Origin of the sequence: Pseudomonas sp. FGI182, from assembly GCF_000511325.1 — a bacterium.
Lineage (GTDB): Bacteria > Pseudomonadota > Gammaproteobacteria > Pseudomonadales > Pseudomonadaceae > Aquipseudomonas > Aquipseudomonas putida_Z.
In genome coordinates this window covers 3,449,186-3,464,429 of sequence record NZ_CP007012.1, presented here as the reverse complement: position 1 = coordinate 3,464,429, position 15,244 = coordinate 3,449,186, and the positions used below count along the sequence as shown (strand labels likewise).

Annotated in this window: 14 protein-coding genes; 7 read left to right on the top strand and 7 right to left on the bottom strand. The window is 64.8% G+C overall.

Annotation, left to right across the window (positions count from 1 at the left end; translation table 11 throughout):
- Window positions 1-22: 22 nt before the first annotated feature.
- The 5 genes from C163_RS15270 to C163_RS15250 all read left to right on the top strand — a co-directional run bounded on the left by C163_RS15270 (window position 23) and on the right by C163_RS15250 (window position 6,913).
- The gene (locus C163_RS15270; RefSeq protein WP_025339570.1) at window positions 23-1,381 is read left to right on the top strand and encodes an aspartate aminotransferase family protein; all 1,359 of its coding nucleotides are present in this window, start codon (window positions 23-25) and stop codon (window positions 1,379-1,381) included.
- Window positions 1,382-1,673: 292 nt separating this feature from the next.
- The gene (locus C163_RS15265; protein WP_025339569.1) at window positions 1,674-2,228 is read left to right on the top strand and encodes a helix-turn-helix domain-containing protein; all 555 of its coding nucleotides are present in this window, start codon (window positions 1,674-1,676) and stop codon (window positions 2,226-2,228) included.
- A gap of 200 nt (window positions 2,229-2,428) precedes the next feature.
- Entirely contained in the window at window positions 2,429-3,613 is a 1,185-nt protein-coding gene (locus tag C163_RS15260) for a porin (protein WP_025339568.1), read from the top strand.
- Window positions 3,614-3,882: 269 nt separating this feature from the next.
- A complete protein-coding gene (gene nosP / locus C163_RS15255) occupies window positions 3,883-5,046 on the top strand; it encodes a nitric oxide-sensing protein NosP (protein ID WP_025339567.1) in 1,164 nt (387 codons plus the stop codon).
- Window positions 5,015-6,913: a NahK/ErcS family hybrid sensor histidine kinase/response regulator gene (locus tag C163_RS15250; protein WP_025339566.1), complete on the top strand. Its 1,899-nt coding sequence runs from the start codon at window positions 5,015-5,017 to the stop codon at window positions 6,911-6,913. Before nosP ends, C163_RS15250 begins: the two co-directional genes overlap by 32 nt.
- A gap of 106 nt (window positions 6,914-7,019) precedes the next feature.
- Here the strand turns inward: C163_RS15250 and C163_RS15245 are convergent, their stop codons facing one another.
- The 6 genes from C163_RS15245 to C163_RS15220 form a co-directional block, all read right to left on the bottom strand.
- On the bottom strand, window positions 7,020-7,685 hold the full coding sequence (locus C163_RS15245; protein WP_013972165.1) for a response regulator transcription factor: 666 nt from the start codon (window positions 7,683-7,685) through the stop codon (window positions 7,020-7,022).
- Between the two features lie 57 nt (window positions 7,686-7,742).
- A complete protein-coding gene (locus C163_RS15240; RefSeq protein ID WP_025339565.1) occupies window positions 7,743-8,303 on the bottom strand; it encodes a PQQ-dependent catabolism-associated CXXCW motif protein in 561 nt (186 codons plus the stop codon).
- 247 nt (window positions 8,304-8,550) lie between these two features.
- The gene (locus tag C163_RS15235; RefSeq protein WP_013972167.1) at window positions 8,551-9,342 is read right to left on the bottom strand and encodes an ABC transporter permease; all 792 of its coding nucleotides are present in this window, start codon (window positions 9,340-9,342) and stop codon (window positions 8,551-8,553) included.
- Entirely contained in the window at window positions 9,339-10,079 is a 741-nt protein-coding gene (locus C163_RS15230; protein ID WP_025339564.1) for an ABC transporter ATP-binding protein, read from the bottom strand. Before C163_RS15230 ends, C163_RS15235 begins: the two co-directional genes overlap by 4 nt.
- A complete protein-coding gene (locus tag C163_RS15225) occupies window positions 10,076-11,065 on the bottom strand; it encodes a YVTN family beta-propeller repeat protein (RefSeq protein WP_025339563.1) in 990 nt (329 codons plus the stop codon). The genes C163_RS15230 and C163_RS15225 overlap by 4 nt, the downstream gene beginning before the upstream one ends.
- Before the next feature lie 30 nt (window positions 11,066-11,095).
- Window positions 11,096-12,289 (bottom strand): ABC transporter substrate-binding protein, encoded by a 1,194-nt coding sequence (locus tag C163_RS15220; RefSeq protein WP_025339562.1) that lies wholly within the window; start codon window positions 12,287-12,289, stop codon window positions 11,096-11,098.
- A gap of 151 nt (window positions 12,290-12,440) precedes the next feature.
- On the opposite strand from C163_RS15220, the gene C163_RS15215 reads away from it, so the two are divergent.
- On the top strand, window positions 12,441-13,715 hold the full coding sequence (locus tag C163_RS15215; RefSeq protein WP_025339561.1) for a histidine kinase: 1,275 nt from the start codon (window positions 12,441-12,443) through the stop codon (window positions 13,713-13,715).
- Window positions 13,715-14,353 carry a response regulator transcription factor gene (locus C163_RS15210; RefSeq protein ID WP_025339560.1) on the top strand — a complete coding sequence of 213 codons (639 nt, stop codon included), beginning with the start codon at window positions 13,715-13,717 and terminating at the stop codon, window positions 14,351-14,353. Before C163_RS15215 ends, C163_RS15210 begins: the two co-directional genes overlap by 1 nt.
- Before the next feature lie 181 nt (window positions 14,354-14,534).
- On the opposite strand, the gene C163_RS15205 is transcribed toward C163_RS15210, so the two are convergent.
- Window positions 14,535-15,194 carry a pentapeptide repeat-containing protein gene (locus tag C163_RS15205; protein ID WP_025339559.1) on the bottom strand — a complete coding sequence of 220 codons (660 nt, stop codon included), beginning with the start codon at window positions 15,192-15,194 and terminating at the stop codon, window positions 14,535-14,537.
- Window positions 15,195-15,244 lie beyond the last annotated feature (50 nt).

The following is a 15,244-nucleotide window of genomic DNA, read 5'->3' as shown; positions in this document are numbered from 1 at the left end:
GCAGCTTGATGGAGTGAAGTCAATGAGTGAGCAGAATTCCCAGACCCTCGCCTGGCAAGCCATGAGCCGCGACCACCACCTGGCCCCGTTCAGCGATGTTCGGCAACTGGCCGAGAAAGGCCCGCGCATCATCACCTCGGCCAAGGGTGTGTACCTCTGGGACAGCGAAGGCCACAAGATTCTCGATGGCATGGCGGGGCTGTGGTGCGTGGCGGTGGGCTATGGGCGCGATGAGCTGGCCGACGTCGCCAGCCAGCAGATGAAGCAGCTGCCGTACTACAACCTGTTCTTCCAGACCGCGCACCCGCCCGCGCTGGAACTGGCCAAGGCGATCGCCGATGTGGCCCCGCAAGGCATGACCCATGTGTTCTTCACCGGCTCCGGCTCCGAAGGCAACGACACCGTGCTGCGCATGGTCCGCCATTACTGGGCGCTCAAGGGCCAGAAGAACAAGAAGGTCATCATCGGCCGCATCAACGGTTACCACGGCTCCACCGTGGCCGGCGCGGGCCTGGGCGGCATGAGCGGCATGCACCAGCAGGGCGGGCTGATTCCGGATATCGTGCACATCCCGCAGCCATACTGGTATGGCGAAGGCGGCGACATGACCGAGGCCGACTTCGGCGTGTGGGCGGCCGAACAGCTGGAGAAAAAGATCCTCGAAGTTGGCGTGGACAACGTTGCCGCCTTCATCGCCGAACCGATCCAGGGCGCTGGCGGGGTGATCATTCCACCGCAGACCTACTGGCCGAAGGTGAAGGAGATTCTGGCCAGGTACGACATCCTCTTCGTCGCTGACGAAGTGATCTGCGGCTTCGGCCGTACAGGCGAGTGGTTCGGTAGCGACTACTACGACCTCAAGCCTGACCTGATGACCATCGCCAAGGGCCTCACCTCCGGCTATATCCCCATGGGCGGCGTGATCGTGCGAGATGAAGTGGCCAAGGTCATCAGCGAAGGCGGCGACTTCAACCACGGCTTCACCTATTCCGGCCACCCGGTGGCGGCTGCGGTGGGCCTGGAGAACCTGCGGATACTGCGTGATGAAAAGATCATCGAGCAGGTGCACGACAAGACCGCTCCGTACTTGCAACAACGCCTGCGCGAGCTGGCCGACCACCCGCTGGTAGGCGAGGTACGCGGCCTGGGCATGCTCGGGGCGATCGAGCTGGTGAAGGACAAGGCCACCCGTGCGCGTCATGAAGGCAAAGGTGTCGGCATGATCTGTCGCCAGCATTGCTTCGACAACGGGCTGATCATGCGCGCCGTGGGCGACACCATGATCATCGCGCCGCCGCTGGTGATCAGCATCGAGGAGATCGACGAACTGGTGGAAAAAGCCCGCAAGTGCCTGGACTTGACGTACGAGGCTGTTCGCTGAGCGTCTGGGCGAGACAGTTGCCCCCACCTGACCGGTTGCGCGGTCAGGTGTAGGAGCGGCCTTGTGTCGCGATGGGCTGCAAAGCAGCCCCGGCAATTTGTGCATCTGCGCTGAAACCCTGGGGCTGCTTTGCAGCCCATCGCGACACAAGGCCGCTCCTACAAGGGCCCGCGTCAACCGACCAGGCATATCTTCGCCGGCTCGTGCAATTCCGCGAAGAATCTTGCTTTGTGAAATGAATCATGTACTTTTCAGGGCATCAATTTTCCCATCCGAAAGTCGCGATTCAACCATGAAAGTGCACGAAGAGATCGAAGGCCTGGCCGTACTGATTCGCGACCTGCGCAAGTTCAAGGGCCTGACACTGGGCGAGCTGGCGCAGCGCATCGGCCGTTCGGTGGGCTTTCTGTCCCAGGTCGAACGGGGCGTATCCCGCCCAACCGTGGCCGACCTCACGGCTATCAGCGAAGAGCTCGGCGTCTCCACGGCCTATTTCTACAAGCTGGACCAGCCGCGCGAGCTCGAGTGGGTCACCCGCCCTCACGAGCGTCGTACCCTTCACCTGGCCGGTGGCATCACCGATGTGCTGGCATCCCCCACGATAACGGGCGCGTTCTCCATGCTCGACAGCCACCTGGAGCCTGGGGCCAGCAGTGGCGAGGAGTACCTGGACGACAGCTCGGAGCAGGGCTGCTTCGTGCTCGAAGGCGAACTGACCGTATGGCTGGATGGTGGCGAGCCGGTAACGCTGCGCGCCAGTGACAGTTTTCAGCTGCAACCCCACGCAAGTTTTCGTTACGCCAACCTCACCGACAAGCCCACCCGCGTACTCTGGGTGTTCAGCTGAAGGGCGGTAGTAGGCTTGAGGCCTACTACGGGTTACGCCAGAAGTCTTGCCTCTGGGCGTAACCCGGTCCTGGGCCGGAATCATCACGCCCCGCGCGCAGGCCCAAAGCACCTGGCAGCCCCCTCCAAGGCAGCGTTTCTGGCTGTTTGCCAGCTTCTGATAATCGCCTCCGACATCCCGTCCCCGTTTCGGAGCGCGCCATGTACAACAATAAGAAACTGTCCCCACGCTTGCTGGCGGCTGTTACCGTCAGCCTCTCGACCCTTTGCCTGAGCAGCCTCGCCCGGGCCGAGATCATGCTGTACGACAAGGACCAGACGACGTTTTCCACCGACGGCTATATCAACGCCTTCTACGTCAACAGCGATGTCGACCGGCAGGGCGAGCAGTTCGATCGCCGCCAGTCACGGGTGAAGATGGGCTTTCTGCCCAACTACCTGGGCTTCAACATGGGCAAGCAAGTGGATGACCTGAAGCTCGGCGCGCGTGCCTCGTTCTGGGTGACCATCAACGACAGCGAAACCAACGGCACCGACACCGCCATCGATGTGCGCCAGTTCTACGGCACCGTGGCCAACCCCGAGTGGGGTGAGGTGCTGATCGGCAAGGACTTCGGGCTGTTCGCCCGTTCCAATATCCTGCTCGACGAACTGCTGGCCGGTTATGGCCAGGTCAGTGACACCCTGGGGCTGGTGGACGGCGGCGGGGTATCGTTCGGCAACATCGGTAGCGGCTACCCGTACCCGTTCCCCACCTCGCAGATCACCTACCGCACGCCAGTGATGGACGGCCTGCGGGTGGCGGTGGGCATCATGGACCCGGTGGACACCAACGACAGCAGCCCGACCGGCAAGGCCTACCAGGAAAACCCGCGTACCGAAAGCGAGATCACCTACCAGTTCGACCTGGGTGGGGCGCAGATCTACAGCTGGCTCAACGGCAGCTACCAGACCTCCGACAACACCGACCCGGCGGTGCAGTCGGTCACCTCCAAAGGTGTCGGCTACGGTGTGCAGGCGAAGATGGGGGGGCTGTCGCTGACCGGCTCGGGGTTCCAGGCCAAGGGCATCAACCCGTTCTTCACCAACAACGCTGGCGAACCGACCTTGCGCAATGTCGACAGCGATGGCTACCTGCTGCAGGGTTCCTACAAGGTCGGCAAGAACCGGGTGGCGCTGTCCTATGGCAAGACCAAGGACGATGGCAACGGCGCGGTGGGCAGTGGTGCGGATTACGAGACCCGTGGCGTGGCGCTGTTCCATGACGTCAACGACAACCTCAAGCTGGTTGCCGAGTACAACCAGTTTTCCATCGACGGCCATGAAACCAGTGACCAGAACGAAGACACCGATACCTTTGCGGTGGGGGCGGTGCTCACCTGGTAAGCCTTGCCAGACCGGGCAACACGGTCAATTGTAGGAGCGGCCTTGTGTCGCGAAAGGGCCGCATAGCGGCCCCAGGATTTCAGCAGCGATGCACAAATTGCTGGGGCTGCTTTGCAGCCCTTTCGCGACACAAGGCCGCTCCTACAAGGTCTCGCGCATGCCGGTGATATTACGTCCATGGAACCGCCCACCCGCTACCCAAGTAGCATTCGTCGTCGATGATCGCCTTCGTACACTCATCACTCAGCCACCCCGCGCCGGAGACCACGATGCAGCAGGCTCACAACGACGGTGTGGTCAGCGCCATGTCCCAGGCAACCGACGCCCGGCAGGCAGCCCAGGAGCTGGCGGCGCAGTTGCTGCACCCGCACCTGGGCTTCGTGCTGTTCTTCTGCTCCGCCGAATACGACCTGCAAGCCTTGGGCGAAGCCCTGGAGCAGGGTTTTGGCGGCATCCGCCTGGTCGGTTGCACCAGCGCCGGCGAAATCACCCCACTGGGCTACGGCCGCAATTGCATAACGGCAGTCGGGTTCGATCATCGGCACTTTTCCATCGCCACCGAGCTGATCGATGAAATGGAGCGCTTCAGCCTGATCGACGCCCAGCAGATGGTCGAGCGCCTGGTCGGCACCTGCCGCAGCAATACCCTGGCGCCGATCAAGGGCCACAGCTTTGCCCTGACCCTGCTCGACGGCTTGTCCAGCCGCGAGGAAATGGTGCTCGCCGCCCTCAGTGCAGCCCTGGGCGACATCCCGCATTTCGGTGGTTCGGCCGGCGACGACAACTACCTGACCCGCACCCACGTGTATTTCGGCGGCGCGTTCCACCACGGCGCCGCGGTGGTGGTGCTGGTCAATACCTGGCTCGACTTCGAAGTGTTCACCACCCACCACATCCTGCCGCGCCAGGAAAAGCTGGTGGTCACCGGTGCCGACAGTGCACAGCGCCGGGTCTTCGAACTGAATGCCGAGCCTGCTGCCGAGGAATACGCCAGGCACATCGGCGTGCCGGTGGCCGAGCTCGATCATCAAGTGTTCGCCGCCCATCCGCTGGCCGTGCGCATCCATGACCAATATTACGTGCGGGCGATCCAGCAAGTGCACCCGGACCTGAGCCTGAGTTTCTACTGCGCGGTGGAGAACGGCATCGTGCTCACCGCCATGACCCCGGGCCCGCTGTTGCCGAACCTGCACCAGTTGTTCGACGGCTTGCAGCAGCGCCTCGGCCCGCTGCTGCTGACCATCGGTTGCGATTGCTTCCTGCGGCGGCTGGAGCTCGAAGCCCGGCACGGCCTGGAGCCGATCGGCGCGTTCCTGCGCGAGCAGCGGGTGATCGGCTTCAACACCTACGGAGAACAGTTCAATGGCATGCACATCAACCAGACCTTCACCGGGGTCGCCATTGCCCGCAACCGGCCTCCTGTCGGTCGCTGAACTGCAGGCCGAGGTCGCCCGGCTGCAGCACCAGAACCACAAGCTGCAGCGTATCAACGGCGCACTGATCGAGCGTATCGAGTCTGGCGTCACGCGTGGCAACGACCCTTATGCCGCGTTCCAGCATTCGGTGGTGCTGGCCGAACAGGTGCGCGAACGCACCGAAGCGCTGAACCAGGCCATGGCCGAGCTCAAGGCCGTCAACCACCTGCTCAGCGAGGCCCGGCAGCGGGCCGAGACGGCACACCAGCACCAGATTCGCCTGATCACCGACCATGTGCCGGCGCTGATCGCCTACCTGAATGCCGACCTGGTCTACGAATTCACCAACAAGGTCTATGAAGAATGGTACTGCTGGCCTCGCGGCGTGATGCTGGGCCAGAGCCTGCGCGAGGCCCACAGCGAGCAGCATTACCAGCGCCTGGAGGCCTACGTGGCGCGGGCGCTGGCGGGGGAGAGCGTAACCTTCGAGTTTGCCGAAACCAACATCAACGGCCAGGAACGCTACATGCTGCGCTCCTACGTGCCGAACCGCCTGGCCAATGGCGAAGTGGTGGGCATCTTCGTGTTGATCCGCGACATCACCGAGCGGCGCAATACCGCACAGGCGCTGCACCAGGCGTATCAGCACCTGGAACAACGGGTACGCGAGCGCACTGCCGAACTGACCAGCCTGAACGAACAGCTGCTGCGCGAAATCGAGGAGCGCAGCCGGGTAGAATCGCGCCTGCGCGAGGCCAAGCGCGAGGCCGAGCAGGCCAACCTGTCGAAAACCAAGTTCCTGGCCGCCGTCAGCCATGACCTGCTGCAGCCACTGAACGCGGCGCGGCTGTTCACCAGTGCCTTGCTCGAACACCGCGAGCCGCACAACAGTGCTCACCTGGTGCGTAATGTCAGCAACTCGCTGGAGGATGTGGAGAACCTGCTAGGTACCCTGGTGGATATTTCCAAGCTCGATGCCGGCGTGATCAAGGCCGATGTCGCCCCGTTCGCCCTGCGCGAACTGATGGACAACCTCGCTGCCGAATACGCCCAGGTGGCGCGCAGCGAAGGGCTTGAGCTGCATTTCGTGGGCTGTTCCGCCGTGGTGCGCAGTGACATTCAGCTGCTGGCGCGGATCCTGCGCAACCTGCTCAGCAATGCCATTCGCTACACCCGCAGCGGCCGCGTGGTGCTGGGCTGCCGGCGCCAGCGTGGCGGCTTGCGGATCGAGGTATGGGACAGCGGGATCGGTATCGCCGAAGAGCACCTGGAGGAAATGTTCCAGGAGTTCAGGCGCGGTGATGTGCAGCGCCCGGACCAGGACCGTGGCTTGGGCCTGGGCCTGGCGATCGTGGAAAAGATCGCCGGCATCCTCGGCCACCGGATTCGGGTGCGGTCATGGCTTGGCAAAGGCTCGGTATTCGCGGTCGAAGTGCCGCTGAGCGCCACTGCGCCAAAGGCCCAGCCGAGCCTGGCGATCAGCGAACCGATGCTCGAGCGCCTGCGCGGGGCGCGGGTGTGGGTGCTGGATAACGATGCGGCGATTTGCGCCGGCATGCGCACCCTGCTGGAGGGGTGGGGTTGCCGGGTGGTCACCGCGCTGTCGGAGGAGGACCTGGCGCGCCAGGTGGACAACTACCATGCCGAGGCCGACCTGCTGATCGCCGACTACCACCTGGACAACGACTGCAATGGCGTCGACGCCGTGGCGCGGATCAATGCCCGCCGCGCCCAGCCCTTGCCGGCGATGATGATCACCGCCAACTACAGCAACGAGCTCAAGCAACAGATCCGCGAGCTGGGCCACACCCTGATGCACAAGCCGGTGCGGCCGATGAAGCTGAAGGCGGCGATGAGCCATTTGCTGGGCAGCAGCGTGGCATAGCCGCCGGCCTCTTCGCGGGCTTGCCCGCTCCCACAGGATTCCCGCAGGTTTCAGTGTTGCGCAATACCTGTGGGAGCGGGCAAGCCCGCGAAGAGGCCGGAACAGGTCAACGCCGCAGGTAATCACCGAAATCGATATCACCGGCACTGAGGATGGCCTGCACCCGGTTGTGCACGTTGAGTTTGCGCAGGATCGCCGAAACATGGGCCTTGACCGTGGTCTCGGCGATATCCAGGGTGTAGGCGATCTGCTTGTTCGACTCGCCCTTGGTCATGCGCTCGAGCACCAGCAGCTGCTTGCGGGTCAGGGCCTGGAGCATCTCCGGCGGGAAGCTCGGGGCATCGTTAAGGCGCCGGCTGGTGCTGCTTTTCTGGGCACGGATGATGTCGGGCGGCAGGTAGACGTTGCCATTGAGGATCTGCTCGATCGCCTCGATCATCTGTGAGCGGGGCGAGGACTTGGTGATGAAACCCACCGCGCCATAAGTGATGGCCTGCAGCACGATCTGCTTTTCCTGCTCGGCCGAGACGATCACCACCGGCGTGGTCGGTGCCTCGTTGCGCAGGGTGATCAGGCCATTGAGGCCATGCATGCCGGGCATGTTCAGGTCGAGCAGGATCAGGTCGAGGTCGTCGTGCTCGTGGGTCAGCGCCAGGGCGCTGTCCAGGTCGGCAGTTTCCATGACTTCGCTGCCCTGGAAGCCATCGCTGATAACGTTGTGGATAGCTTCGCGAAACAGGGGGTGATCGTCGGCAATCAGAATTTTGTACATGGCCTTTTCACCTCGTTTTTATTGGATGGAGCGGGCACGCGTTTGCAGGCGATGAGTTCAGGGGAAGGGTTCTGGCTGCGCCGGCTGCAGCGGCAGGTTGGCCTGCTGCCAGGCGTCCAGGCCGTCGCGGTACCAATACAGATTCTTATAGCCCAGGGCTTTCGCGCGTTTTACCGCGTTCCAGCTTAACCAGCAATCGGAGCGGCAGTAAAAGACCAGCGGTTGCTCCGTGCGCCCGGCGGTGGCTTGTTGCAGGTTGCGCACGAAGTAATCGTGCCACGCCGGGCTCAGCTCGCCGTCGCCGGTGTTGGCCAGCCAGCGGCTGCCGGGGATGTTGGCGTGGGGTTCATCTTCGATGAAGCGGCCTTGCAGCCATTGGCGGCGGTAGACGTCGATCAGTACCGGCCTTGGGGTGTGCCCCAGCAGGGCTTGCAGGGTGGCGGTGTCGATGACCTTGCCGCCCTCGACCTGCTGTGGGGTCGGGCTGCGGTAGAGGGTGGTGCGGTAGCCGTCGGCGGAGAATAGCGGCGTGGTGTCGGCGTGGGCGATGCCCAGCGTCAGGCTCAGGGCAAGCGCCGCCAGCAATGGGCGTGGCAGCCGGGGCAGGGCACGTGGCATGGGGTTTGTCCTTTTTGTTATAGGCCCATTACATGCCAGTGGCGGTGCATTGTGAATGCGACGATCAGACAGCAAAGGCAGTACCAAAGTAGTAGAAAGCCGGGCGCCTGCAGCAACGCACATGCAACCCCTGTGGGAGCGGGCGTGCCCGCGAAACAGACGATGCGGTGCATGGCACCGGCTTCGCCGGTGTTCGCGGGCGCGCCTGCTCCCACAGGGTTCGCGCTAAGCAATGGATCGCTGCCAATCAGCGCGGCTTACGCAGCGCCGCATGCTGGGGGTTGAAGGTGAGGATCGCCAGCAGGGTGAACAGCACGGTCAGCCCCAGGCATACCGCCAGCGCCAGCGGGTTGAAGCGCTCATACAAGGCAAAGCGCACCAGCTCCACGGCATGGGTGAACGGGTTCACTGCACACAGCCAGTAAAGCCACTGGCTGGCCTCGCGCATCTTCCACAACGGGTACAGCGCCGAGGACAGGAAGAACAGCGGGAATATCACGAAGTTCATCACCCCGGCAAAGTTCTCCAGCTGGCGAATCGCATTCGATAGCAACAGGCCCAGGGCGCTGAGCATCAGCGCCACCAGCAACAACGCTGGCAGCGCCAGCAACAGGCCCGCAGCCGGTGGCTGCACGCCATACAACCAGGCGATGGCAAGGAAGGCGTATACCTGCAGCAGGGAGATCAACGAGGTCGCCAGCAGCTTGCTGCCGAGCAGGAAGGGCCGCGGCAACGGGCTGGTCAGCAACACGCGCATGCTGCCCATCTCCCGGTCATAGACCATCGACAGCGAGCCCTGCATGCCGTTGAACAGCAGGATCATGCAGGCGAGGCCCGGAATGATGTACACCTCGTAGGGGATGTAGGTGTCGTAGGGCTCGATGATCGCAATGCCCAGGGCCGCGCGAAAGCCGGCGGCGAACACCAGCAGCCACAGCAGCGGGCGCACCAGGGCGCTGAGAAAACGGGTGCGTTGCAGGACGAAACGCAGGCATTCGCGCAGGAGAATGCCGTTGAAGCACTGCCAGTAAGCGTTCATCGGGCATTGGCTCCTGTGGGGGTGCTGGTCAGGCGGGCAAAGGCATGGTCGAGGTCACCGCCGTGCTCCAGGCTCAGGGCGTCGGCCGTGCCGCTGGCCACCAGGCGCCCTTGATGCAGGATCAGCAGGTCATCGCTGGGCTGCACTTCGTCCAGCAGATGGGTGGTCCACAGCACACTGAGGCGCTGCTCGCGGCACAGCAGCCGCAGGTGCTGGTTGAGCGCCAGGCGGCTGGCCGGGTCGAGGCCGACGCTGGCCTCGTCGAGCAACAGCAAACGCGGCTCATGCAGCAGCGCGCGGGCAATCTCCACCCGGCGCCGATGGCCGATGTTCAGTGCCCGGACCGGCTCACGACGCCGCTCTTCGAGGCCCTGGCGGGCCAGTTCGGCATCGACCCGAACATTGCCCTGGCGCCGCGACAGGCCGTGCAGCGAGGCATGGTAGCGCAGGTTTTGCTCCACGCTCAGGTCAAGGTCCAGGGTGCTTTGCTGGAACACCACGCCCAGCTGGCGCAAGGCCGGGCGTGTGGCGTTGCGCAGCGAGCAGCCGCACACGCGGATGTCGCCATGCTGCAGGTCGTACAACCGGGTGAGCAGGGCGATCAAGGTCGACTTGCCGGCGCCGTTGGGGCCCAGCAAGGCGGCGAAACGCCCGGGCGCCAGGCTGAAGCCGACCTGCCTGAGCGCCTCGCGCTGGCCGTAGGCAAAGCTCACGTCACTGACTTCGAGGGTATTCATGGCGTCACCACCACGCCCCAGGGGTAGCGGCCGACCTTCACCGACTTGAGCACCTTGAGGTTTTTTGCATCGATCACCGAAACGTCGCCGCTGACCCCGTTGGTGGCCAGCAACTGGCTCTGGTCCGGGGTGAACGCCAATTGCCAGACCCGCCGGCCCACCAGCAGGTAGTCGAGTACTTCGTAGGTCTTGGCATCGACCACCGCCACATGGTTGGCCGGGCCCAGGGCGACGAACGCGTACTTGCCATCGGCGCTGAGCTTGATGCCTACCGGCTGGACCTTGTCCGGGTGCACGCCCTTGATCTGGAAGTTCAGGGTTTTCAGCACCTGGCGGCTGGCCACGTCAAGGATGGTCACCGTGCCGCCGATTTCTGCCGAGGCCCACAGCCGCGAGCCGTCCTGGCTGAACTCGACGAAGCGCGGCCGCTGGTCCACCGGGGTGCTGTCCGCCAGGGTCTGGGTGCTGGTGTCGATCCAGTGCAGCATGTTGGTGGTTTCGCTGGTGTTGACCGCCCATTTGCCATCCGGGCTCACTGCCATGCCTTCGGGCTCGATGCCGACGTCGATCTGCCCGAGCACCTTGTCGGTCTGGGTATCGATTACCGTCACCAGCGCGTCGTCCTCGTTGGACACGTACAACCAGCGGTCGTTGGGGTGCAGGGCGAACTGCTCGGGGTCCTTGCCGGAGGGCAGTTCCTTGATGATCTTGCGGGTGGCCACATCCATCACTTGCACTCGGTCCGAATCGCTGGCGCAGATGTACAGCAGCGTGTTGTCGTGGGACAGCAGCAGGCCGCGCGGGCGCTGGCCCACCGGCAGGGTCTCGGTGACTTGCAGGGTGTGCATGTCGATCAGGCTGAGGCTGTTGTCCTTCTCGTTCGACACCCAGGCGGTGGCGGCCACGGCATGCCCGCCGGCAAGCGCCAGGGCGCCCGACAGCAGGCTGGGGTAAAGCAGTGCCCGGTGAAACGGGGAGCGGCGCATGGCGAAATCCTTTTTGTTGTGGTTATCGGGTCAGGGGTAGCCGCAGGTCACTTCGGGCTTGTCGTAGCCCAGGCTGTCCATTTCGTTGAACGGGTGCAGGAAGCCCTCCTGCGGCGAGGTGCTGACCAGGGCCCGCGGCTGCACCAGCGGGATTGGCTGGCGCAGCTCGCCGTTCCACGGGCGGTAGCTGAGCTTGCGGCCCTTGAAACCGTCCAGCGGCAATTGCTCGCTGAGCAGCAGTTGCTGCAGGGCGCGGGGCTCGGCCTGGCGCAGTTTGCTCACTGCGCTTGCGATGCTGCGCACGGCCATCCAGGCGGCGAAGTCGCGGTCGTTCATCCAGCGCCCGGCCTGGGCTTCGAAGCGCTTTTGCAACTGCGCCGCGCCGAAGGTTTCCACGGTCTTGTGCCAGCCGGTGGGGGTCAGGCCCTGGGTGCCGGCCACCGGGCGCGGGTACCAGGTCTGGTAGGGCAGGTACTCGCCGAAGTCGCCGCGCTCGTCGGCCACCAGCACCACGTCGTACTCGGCGGTTTGGGTGAACAGCGGCATGTCGGCCTGGGCGCTGCGGCGCTGGTCGTTGTCGAATGTCCAGGCTTTCTCCGCGACCAGCTGCATGCCAAAGCGCTTCATGGACCGGCGCAGGGCCGCCGCGTAGGCGCGGTCGTCGTCGGTCTGGCCGACGATCAACAGCGCTCGCTGCCATTTGCGCAGTACCAGGAATTGCGCCAAGGCATCGGCCAGCATGGCGCGGCTGGGCAGGCTGTGCAGCACATTGCCCAGGCACTGGCTGCTGCGCAGGCTGTCGTCCGGGCTGCCGGCGTTGAACAGCAGGCTGTCGGGCAGGGCGGCAGACAGCGCGCGCAGGCTGGCGGCGGGGGCATTCACCACGAACAGCCGCAGGCCCTGGTCATGCTGGGCCTTGGCAGCTTGCAGCAGGGCTTCGGGGCTGTCGACGCTGGCATTGGCCAGGTGGAATTCCTGCTTGAGAAAACGCCCGCTGCTGTTGCTGTCGACAATCGCCAGTTCGGCGCCCTGCAGCCCGGCATCGGTGGGCTCGGGCAGGATATTGGACAGCAGCGGGCCGGGATCGGGGCGATAGCCGAGGTAGCCGATGCGCACCTGCAACGGTTCCGCGGCCTGCGCCTGCGCAGCGGGCGCCGGGCTCGCAGAAAGCGTCGCGGCCAGGGCCAGCAGGCAGGTCAGGGCAAGGTGGGCAGGCTGGCGCATAAGGCAACTCCACGGCAGATGGCGCCAGCATAGGAAGCCCGCCGGGAGGGGGAAATATGCAGAAAGTAGCGCTCGGCCGGTACCAAGGTAGTAATTCACCACAAGGGCCCGGGTTTTACGATGAGCCGCAGCCCCTGGAGGAGAATTGCCCATGCGCCTTGTCAACCTGTCGGCCCTGTGGCGAATCAACCTCTGGGTCACCTGTTGCTTCGCGCTGGTGACGCTGGCCTGTGCCGGGGTGCTGCTGCGCCAGGCGGTGGCTGATGTGGAGCGGGAGTTGCAATCGGCGCAAGCCGTGGTGGCGTACCTCGGGGACACCGCCGAACGCGCCCCGCAGAGCCTGCAACCACGGCTGACGCAAAGCCTGCGCCATGTGCGGGTGCACTGGCTGGCGGCGGATGAACCTGCGCAGCTGCCACAGGAGGCCGGCCTGGATGGCTGGCTGGGCCGCCAGCTGCTTGGCCAGCGCCATGACAGCAGCCGGCTGCTGGAGCTGGGTGACGGCCGCCGGGTAATGATTGCCGTGGATGCGCGGGATGAAATCGACGAAGTCCGTGACTCCCTGCAGCAGCTGTTGGTCCTGTGCGGCCTGGCGTTGTTGCTGAGCTTGTTGACCATCCGCTGGGCGGTGCGGCGGGGCATGGGCCTGCTGGACGAGCTGCTGCAGGCCTTGCGCCAGGTCTCGGGTGGGCAATTGACCGCACGCCTGCGCGAGGCCGGCCTGCCGGAGGCGCGCCAGCTGGCCGAACACTTCAACCGCATGACCGCGTCTCTGCAACAGGCCCGGGCCGACAATACCCAACTCACCCAGGCCCTGCTGGCGGTGCAGGAGCAGGAGCGCACCCAGCTGGCGCAGACGCTGCACGACGACCTCGGGCAATACCTGGCGGGTATTCGGGCCCAGCTCTGCCTGCTGCGCATGGTCGCCGACCAGCCCGCCGTGGTGGCGCAGACGACACGCACCCTGGAGCTCGATTGCGAACGCCTGCAGCAAGGTTTCCGCGCCCTGGTACACGACCTGTACCCGCTGGCGTTGCAGCACATGCCGCTGGCCGAAGCCTTTGGCCTGCTGGTGAGCCAATGGCAGGCCAGCCAGGGTATCGATTGCCGCCTGCGGGTTGGCGAGCAGTTGCCGGCGCTGCCCGGGCCGAGCAGGACGCATCTGTATCGCTTGCTGCAGGAGGCATTGACCAACGTCGCCCGGCACGCCGGCGCCAGCCAGGTGCGGGTGCGCCTGCAACGCAGCGCCAAGGGCTTGCGCCTGCTGGTTCGCGACAACGGTTGCGGTGCCAGCCAGCCCCAGCGCCCCGGGGTAGGCCTGCACTCGATGGCCGAGCGCGCCCGCAGCCTGGGCGGTGAACTGCGCATCCTCAGCCGACCGGGTGCCGGCTGGGCGCTGGACCTGAACATTCCCATGGAGGTGTGATGAATATCGTGTTGGTCGATGACCACGCCGTGGTCCGCCAGGGCTATGCCAGCCTGTTGCGGGCAGTGCTGCCGACAGTACAGGTGCGTGAGGCTGCCAGTGGCGAAGAGGCGCTGGCCCGGGTTCAGGAGCAGGTGCCCAACCTGGTGATCATGGACTTCGGCCTGCCTGGCATCAGCGGCCTGGAAACCACCCGGCGCCTGCGCCAGCGCCTGCCGCAATTGCGGGTGCTGTTCTTCAGCATGCATGACGAACTGCCGCTGGTGCGCCAGGCGCTGGATGCCGGTGCCTCGGGCTACCTGACCAAGAACTCGGCGCCCGAAGTGCTGATCGAGGCGGTGCAGCGGGTGTTGGCCGGGCATGCCTATATCGAACAGCCCCTGGCCACCCAGCTGGCCTGCACCTCACAGCACAATGCCAGCGACCCGCGCCTGCAGCGCATGACCCAGCGTGAGCTGGAGATTTTCATGATGCTGGCCAAGGGCACACCGGTGCGGGGGATTGCCGAGCAGCTGTGCATCAGCGCCAAGACCGTGTCCAACCACCTGACCTTGCTCAAGAGCAAGTTGCAGGTCAGCTCCCATGCCGAGCTGGTGCATCTGGGGATTGATCTGGGGGTGGTGCGGGTGGCGGGGTGAGGTGTTCTGCTATCTGGACTCTGCGCAGAGCCTTGTAGGAGCGGCCTTGTGTCGCGATGGGCCGCAAAGCGGCCCCCAGGCGCTTCAGCGTCAACGCAGCAATCGTCGGGGCTGCTTTGCAGCCCATCGCGACACAAGGCCGCTCCTACAGGGGGGGCCTGCGCAAGGCAGGATATCGGGCTCATTTGTCCCAGGTCTCGGGGCACCCCTTGCACCCCTCCATGTTGGCCTCCTGAAAATTCCCGTAATGCTGCCGCGCCCCGCGCAAGTCGGCGCGGGCCAGGTTGCTCTGGCCAAACTTGGCCTCCTGCAGGTTGGCATCGCCGAGGTCGGCCTCTTGCAGGTCAGCCTTGCTCAGCCAGGCCATTTCCAGGTCCGCCGCGCGCAGGTTGGCCTGCTGCATCTTTGCCCCTGACAACCTGGCGAACTGCAGGTAGGCCGCGCTGAGGTCGGCCTTGGCAAATTGCGCACCCTGGGCAAACAGGCCCCAGCCCTGAATGGCCACGAGCCGGCCATGGCTCAGGTCGGCCAGGCGCAGGTTGCTCTGCTGCAGGCTGGCGCGGGTCAGGTTGGCGCCTTGCAGTCTGGCCTTTTCCAGGTTGGCCAGGTCCAGCCGGGCATGGCGCAGGTCGGCATTGCGCAGGTCGGCGCCGGCCAGGTTCATCTTGCGCAGGTCCTGGTTGGCCAGGTTGGCGCCCCGCAGGTCGGCCCCCGGGCACTGGCTGGCTTCGGCAATCACGCAGCCGTTGATGGTCAGGGGGGTATCGTTGCCAGCGTCGTCGGCATTCTCGGCCATGGCAGGGGCCAGCACGATCAGCAAGGCAAGTGGCAGGTAGTTCATGGCGAAAGGCTCTCAATGTGAAGTCGGGTATGCACCCTGGGGCTGCATCG